This is a genomic window from Streptomyces sp. NPDC054841 (assembly GCF_053611045.1).
On record NZ_JBSGZO010000587.1, the window covers coordinates 1 to 4,753 of the forward strand.

Consider the following 4,753-nt stretch of genomic DNA (forward strand, 5'->3'; position numbering starts at 1 on the left):
GTACGAGGACGACCCTCCGCCTTGCATCTGCACGCACCGGACGCCGCGAAGCCCGCCCTCCGGGCGGACGGCGGCAGACAGGGCTTACTCGTCTAGGCTCTGCACCATGTTCTGGCCCATGCTCGCCATCGCCCTTGGTTTCCTCGGGATAGTCGTCCTCGGCACCCTCGGCATCCGGGTCTTCCTGGAGGCCCAGCGCCTCGGCCGTCAGGTGGCCGCGACCACCGAGCGGATCAATCGCGCCGCGGAGGAACTGGAGAGCGCGGCGACGAGCCTGGCGCGCACCGGCGAGGCCTTGCGATAGCAGGGCGCGGTCCCCGGCACCGCCGAAGCGGGCGGTACGCTGCAGAAAGCGGCCGGGCAGCCGGGCCGCGGGCCGCAATGGCGTGTATGCACAGGCATTGCCCTGCGTTCACCGCTGCGGGTTACGATCGCTTTCAGCACGGTGGTCGGACGTATGTCCGGCCCGCCGGGCAGATGCATTTACTTGTCGCCTCGGTGAAGAAGGTAAACAGCTATGGGTAGGCTCGGCCCCACCGAGATCATTCTCATTCTCGTCGTCATCATCCTGCTGTTCGGCGCCAAGAAGCTCCCGGACATGGCCCGTTCGCTGGGCAAGTCGGCGCGGATCCTCAAGAGCGAGGCCAAGGCGATGAAGTCGGACGACCAGAAGAGCGCCCCGGCCGACCCGCCGACCCCGGGCTCCGCCCAGGACCAGTCCGCGCCGCGCACGATCCAGGCCGCTCCCGGCGATGTGACCAGCTCGCGGCCCGTGACCGAGCCGACGGACACCACCAAGCGCTGACCCTGGGCCGCCGCGGCCGCCGCAGGGTGGCGGCCTGCCGCACGAGATGAGGACGTGGGTTGCTCAAGTCTGCCCGCAAGCAGGAGAAGGATCCCGAGGGGCGGATGCCGCTCGCGGAGCATCTGCGTGAGCTGAGGAACCGGCTCGCGAAGGGACTGCTCGCCATCATGGCGGTCACGATCGTGGCCCTCGTGTACAGCGAAGACCTCATGCAGTTCCTGACGCAGTCCGTGCCCAAGTGTGCGCCGGGCGTCACCAGCGACGGCGGCAACTGCGCGATCGTCTCCTTCAACACGCTGATGGCACCGTTCAGCACGACGATCCAGCTGAGCCTCACCACCGGTCTCGTCATCGCGAGCCCGGTCTGGCTGTACCAGCTCTGGGCCTTCGTGGCGCCGGGCCTGCACAAGCACGAGAAGAAGTACACCTACGCCTTCGTCGGCGCGGCGGTACCGCTCTTCTCCGCGGGTGCGTACCTTGCGTACCTCATCCTTCCCATCAGCGTGAAGGTGCTCATCAGCCTCACGCCGGGAGGTTCGGCGAACATCCTCTCGCTCGGTGATGTCCTCGACTTCACCCTGCGCATGGTGATCGTCTTCGGCCTCGCCTTCGAGCTGCCCCTGGTGCTGGTGATGCTCAATCTCACCGGCCTGCTGACCGGTCGGCGCATGCTCGGGTGGTGGCGCGGCGTCATCATGGGCGTCTTCGTCTTCGGCGCTGTGATCACGCCGACGACGGACCCCGTCGGCATGATCGCGCTCGCCGGGCCGATCACCGTCCTCTACTTCATGGCCGTGGCCTTCTCGCTCGTCAACGACATGCGGCGGCGGCGCAGGAATCCGGACAGGGACCTGGCCGACGACGAGGCGTCCGAGGTCGACCTGACGCCCGAGCCGGTCTCCGCGGCTGTCGCGCTGCCCGAGCAGGCGAGCCCGGAGCGTGACCGTGTGAACGGCTACGACGACGTCACGTGATCTCCGCCGTGACAACAGCAAGGGTGCCGAGCGGGAGCTGGGCACCCTTGCTTCGTTAATGATCGCGCCTGCTGTCAGAGGCGCCGGGTAGGCTCGACGACAAGATGACAGAGGACCTCTCCCCAGCTGAGCGCTACGCGGCCGCCCGGACCCGCGCCGCCGAGCAGGCCACTGCGCTCGCTCCTTTCCGCGACATGTACGAATTCGATCTGGACCCCTTCCAGATCGAGGCCTGCCAGGCCCTGGAAGCCGGCAAGGGCGTGCTCGTCGCGGCGCCCACCGGGTCCGGCAAGACCATCGTGGGCGAATTCGCCGTGCATCTCGCACTGGCACAGGGGCGCAAGTGTTTCTACACGACCCCCATCAAGGCGCTGTCCAACCAGAAGTACTCGGACCTGGTGAAGCGGTACGGCCCGGAGAAGGTCGGCCTGCTCACCGGCGACAACAGCGTCAACTCCGAGGCCCCGGTGGTCGTCATGACCACCGAGGTCCTTCGCAACATGCTGTACGCCGGCTCCCAGTCCCTGCGCGGCCTCGGCCATGTCGTGATGGACGAGGTGCACTACCTCTCGGACCGCTTCCGCGGCGCCGTCTGGGAGGAAGTGATCATCCACCTCCCCGACTCCGTGACGCTCGTGTCCCTCTCGGCCACCGTGTCCAACGCGGAGGAGTTCGGTGACTGGCTGGACACCGTCCGTGGCGACACCGAAGTGATCGTCTCCGAGTCCCGCCCCGTGCCGCTGTGGCAGCACGTGCTCGCCGGGCGCCGGATGTACGACCTCTTCGAGGAGGAGACCGACCACGGCGGCCGCGGTGCGTCCCGGCGCGAGGTCAACCCCGACCTGGTCCGCATGGCCCGCATGGAGAACTCGAAGACGTACAACCCGCGCGACCGCCGCCGCGGCAAGATGGTCCGCGAGGCCGACCGGGAGCGGGAGCGCAGACAGCGCAGCCGTATCTGGACCCCCGGCAGGCCCGAGGTCATCGAGCGGCTGGACGCGGAAGGGCTGCTGCCCGCCATCACGTTCATCTTCAGCCGCGCCGCATGCGAGGCCGCCGTCCAGCAGTGCATGTACGCGGGACTGCGGCTCAACGACGAGGAGGCGCGCCAGGAGGTGCGCCGGATAGTCGAGGAGCGCACGGCTTCCATCCCCGGCGAGGACCTCCATGTCCTCGGCTACTACGAGTGGCTGGAGGGCTTGGAGCGGGGCATAGCCGCGCACCACGCCGGAATGCTCCCGACCTTCAAGGAGGTCGTGGAGGAACTCTTCGTCCGCGGCCTCGTCAAGGCCGTTTTCGCCACCGAGACCCTCGCCCTGGGCATCAACATGCCGGCCAGGTCGGTGGTGTTGGAGAAGCTCGTCAAGTGGAACGGCGAGCAGCACGCCGACATCACCCCCGGCGAGTACACCCAGTTGACCGGCCGGGCGGGCCGCCGCGGCATCGACGTCGAGGGCCACGCCGTGGTGCTCTGGCAGCGCGGCATGGACCCGGGTGCCCTCGCCGGCCTCGCCGGTACGCGCACGTACCCGCTCCGCTCCAGCTTCAAGCCGTCGTACAACATGGCCGTGAATCTTGTGCACCAGTTCGGCCGCCACCGCTCCCGCGAGCTGCTGGAGACGTCGTTCGCACAGTTCCAGGCGGACCGGTCGGTCGTCGGCATCTCGCGCCAGGTGCAGCGGAACGAGGAGGGCCTGGAAGGCTACCGGGAGGGCATGACCTGCCACCTCGGAGACTTCGAGGAGTACGCGCGGCTGCGTCGCGAACTCAAGGACCGCGAGACCGAACTGGCCAAGCAGGGCGCCGCGCAGCGCAGGGCGGCCGCGGCGGGCTCGCTGGAGAAACTCAAGCCCGGCGATGTCATCCACGTCCCGACGGGCAAGTTCGCGGGACTTGCGCTCGTGCTGGACCCGGGGCTGCCGGCCGGGCGTTCCGGCGGGCACCGGGGCGGATACGAGTACCACGACGGCCCCCGGCCACTGGTGCTGACCGCCGAGCGGCAGGTCAAGCGGCTCGCGTCGATCGACTTCCCCGTGCCCGTCGAGCCCCTGGAGCGGATGCGGATTCCCAAGTCCTTCAACCCGCGTTCGCCGCAGTCCCGCCGCGATCTGGCGTCGGCGCTGCGGACGAAGGCCGGGCACATCGAGCCCGACCGGCATCGCAAGCCGCGCGCCGCCGCCGCGGACGACCGTGAGATCGCCCGCCTCCGCAAGGACCTCCGGGCCCATCCCTGCCACGGATGCGACGAGCGCGAGGACCACGCCCGCTGGGCCGAGCGGTACCACCGGCTCCAGCGCGACACCCAGCAGCTCGAACGACGCATCGAGGGCCGGACGAACACGATCGCCCGCACCTTCGACCGCATCGTCGCGCTGCTGACCGAGATGGACTACCTCCGCGGCAACGAGGTGACCGAACACGGCAGGCGGCTGGCAAGGCTCTACGGCGAGCTGGACCTGCTGGCGAGCGAGTGCCTGCGCGAAGGGGTGTGGGAGGGGCTCAACCCCGCCGAGCTGGCCGCGTGCGTCTCGGCACTGGTGTACGAGGCGCGCCAGGCCGACGACGCGGTGGCACCGAAGCTGCCGGCCGGCAAGGCGAAGGCCGCGCTCGGCGAGATGGTGCGGATCTGGGGCCGGCTGGACGCCCTCGAGGAGGAATTCCGCATCAACCAGGCCGAGGGCGTGGGGCAGCGCGAGCCCGACCTCGGCTTCGCTTGGGCCGCGTACGAATGGGCGTCGGGCAAGGGCCTGGACGAGGTCCTCCGCGAGGCGGAGATGCCCGCCGGTGACTTCGTGCGCTGGTGCAAGCAGGTCATCGATGTGCTCGGCCAGATCGCGGCGGCGGCCCCCGGCGAGGGCACGACGGTCACCCGTAACGCGCGCAGAGCGGTGGACGCGTTGTTGCGGGGCGTGGTCGCGTACAGCTCGGTCGGCTGAGCCGGCGATTCACCACTGCGGTGCGCCGCCCCTGGTGC

General features: G+C 69.4%; 4 protein-coding genes. All 4 read left to right on the plus strand.

Annotated features, from left to right (window positions below):
- Positions 1 to 106 precede the first annotated feature (106 nt).
- The 4 genes from ACWGI8_RS39780 (at position 107) to ACWGI8_RS39795 (ending at position 4,715) form a co-directional block, all read left to right on the plus strand.
- Positions 107 to 304, plus strand: a complete 198-nt coding sequence (locus ACWGI8_RS39780; protein ID WP_453668321.1) for a hypothetical protein — start codon at positions 107 to 109, stop codon at positions 302 to 304.
- 213 nt (positions 305 to 517) lie between these two features.
- Complete coding sequence (tatA, locus tag ACWGI8_RS39785) at positions 518 to 805, plus strand: Sec-independent protein translocase subunit TatA (protein WP_453668322.1); 288 nt, start codon at positions 518 to 520, stop codon at positions 803 to 805.
- 104 nt (positions 806 to 909) lie between these two features.
- Positions 910 to 1,779: a twin-arginine translocase subunit TatC gene (gene tatC, locus ACWGI8_RS39790; RefSeq protein WP_453668324.1), complete on the plus strand. Its 870-nt coding sequence runs from the start codon at positions 910 to 912 to the stop codon at positions 1,777 to 1,779.
- 104 nt (positions 1,780 to 1,883) lie between these two features.
- Positions 1,884 to 4,715 (plus strand): DEAD/DEAH box helicase, encoded by a 2,832-nt coding sequence (locus tag ACWGI8_RS39795; RefSeq protein ID WP_453668323.1) that lies wholly within the window; start codon positions 1,884 to 1,886, stop codon positions 4,713 to 4,715.
- The last annotated feature ends 38 nt before the right edge of the window (positions 4,716 to 4,753 follow it).